The 2,109-nt window shown below is 42.7% G+C and carries 1 protein-coding gene; it reads left to right on the plus strand.

All coding sequences use genetic code 11. The features are described 5' to 3' along the window. The first annotated feature begins 26 nt into the window (after window positions 1–26). Window positions 27–1,529, plus strand: a complete 1,503-nt coding sequence (locus CXF78_RS15005; RefSeq protein WP_102037251.1) for a M17 family metallopeptidase — start codon at window positions 27–29, stop codon at window positions 1,527–1,529. Window positions 1,530–2,109: the final 580 nt, after the last annotated feature.

Consider the following 2,109-nt stretch of genomic DNA (forward strand, 5'->3'; position numbering starts at 1 on the left):
TGAATAAAGCGCTTACTGCGTTCCAAGTGCCAATTATTGATGTCACAACTGATGAGGCTATTTTTGAAGGCGAAGGTTGGGACGCTGTTGTCGTGATAGCGACGAGTTTAGCTGACATCAAACAAGATGAAGTGAGTTTGCTTGCTGCACACGCTAGTCAAATAGATTTCCGTGTCGGTAAAAGTGCCACGTTGCTTTTTGCCCCAGGGTTAGCCGGTGGTCGTTTGATTATCTCCCCAGTGACAGATAGCGACAATGAGTATAGCGATGTCAGGATTTTTGCCAAAGCCGCTCGAGAAGGTATTGCCATTGCTAAAGCCGCAGGTGCCACTAAACCTTTACTAGTTGTTCCAAGTGTAACTGACAATCGCTTTGCTAATGCAGAACAAGTCGCCGCACTGGCGTGTGGACAAGAGCTTTGGCAACCGTTAGAGGCGCGAGAAGCAAAGTCTTTACAACCGAGTTTAACCGCGATTGGATTATTGAATACTGCCACCCATAGTTTATTACTTAATGCGGCAGAATCTGGACGAGTATTGGCGCGCGATCTTTGTGGTACAGATCCTGAGCGTATGTCGGCTATTGGTTTTGCACAATATTGTGTTGATGCTTTTGCTGATAGCGGTTTGGCTGTATCTGTGGTTGATCAAGTCGAGCAGTTAAAAGCGCAATACCCATTACTCAGCGCAGTGGGTAGAAGCTCTTTTGATGTTGCACGTCATCATCCACGAGTGGTAAAGCTTGAATATGTTGGTGAAGGCCCTATTACAAAAACCTTATTCTTTGCTGGCAAAGGTGTGGTTTACGACACTGGTGGCGCTGATATTAAAGTTGCAGGATCTATGGCTGGCATGAGCCGTGATAAAGGTGGCGCGGCAGCAGTTGCCGGTCTAATGAAAGCACTATCAATACTGAAACCTAAAGGTATTAAAGTCATTGCTGAACTCGGATTAGTAAGAAACAGTATTGGCAGTGATGCATTTGTCACTGATGAAATCATTACGAGCCACGCAGGTGTGCGAGTTCGCATTGGTAATACTGATGCAGAAGGTCGCTTAGTGTTGGCTGACTTATTATCACATTTGCGTTTACAGGCTCAAACAGCGGTGAATCCACAATTATTTTCGGTGGCGACGTTAACCGGCCATGTTGTACGATCCTATGGTGGTTATCCTGCATTAGTTGAGAATAGCGCTGCTAAAAAGCAAGGGGTTGCAGCAAAACTTGCTGAAGTGGGTCAGTTATGGGGGGAGCCATTCGAGGTTTCACGATTACGTCCGGAAGACTTTGATAAAATTGCCGATAAAAACGGCGCTGCAGATGTAGTGTCATCGAATAATGGTCCGTCTTCCATTACTGCTCGTGGGCATCAATATCCTGCCGCTTTCTTGATAAAAGCCTCTGGATTAACAGAAACAGAACTGGCATTTACCCATATCGATATTGCAGGCAGTGCTGTTGAGGGCGATCCTTTGTATGGAAAGCCAACCGCAAGCCCTTTGGTTGCTTTATTACAGCTTTCAAATTAGAGGTGTTTTGGTTGTTAAGTGGCTGTTCTTATTGCGTTTAATTTTACAGTTACATACTGTTAACAATAGTTATACATAGTTTTAATACGAAATTATTGTAATTAAATCACTTTTAATGAAGTTTTTGTGAATTAAAGCAAATAATACTTGTAATTAAATTACAGTTTTGTATAATTCATTTCGTCGGCAAGCAATGTGTTTGTCGGCTCTAGTTAATCCAGGATGGATATAACCTCCAAGGATCTGAGTGACAAGTTGTCTCAATGGATTTGAGAAATGTACGTTCCAGGGAACCGAGCCAAGCTTTACTAGGTTTATACAACTTTACTTTAATCAGGAGCACGACTATGTCTTATACAGGTAACAGCAAATTTTATTGGCAGAACACTTGGTTTGCCGACGTAACAGTTTTACGTGGCGGTATATTCGCCATGAAACGTTAAGAATTGACCCTCTTTACGTAGTTTTAATATCCATCAACCTTTTGTTCGTCTCGTTTGACGGTTTTAGACAAGGTGGTAAATTAATTAATTTATCGCCACATCACGTTAAGTGATGCTAGCTTTCCTTTCCCCATATG

Origin of the sequence: Shewanella sp. 11B5, from assembly GCF_002836795.1 — a bacterium.
Taxonomy (GTDB): domain Bacteria; phylum Pseudomonadota; class Gammaproteobacteria; order Enterobacterales; family Shewanellaceae; genus Shewanella; species Shewanella frigidimarina.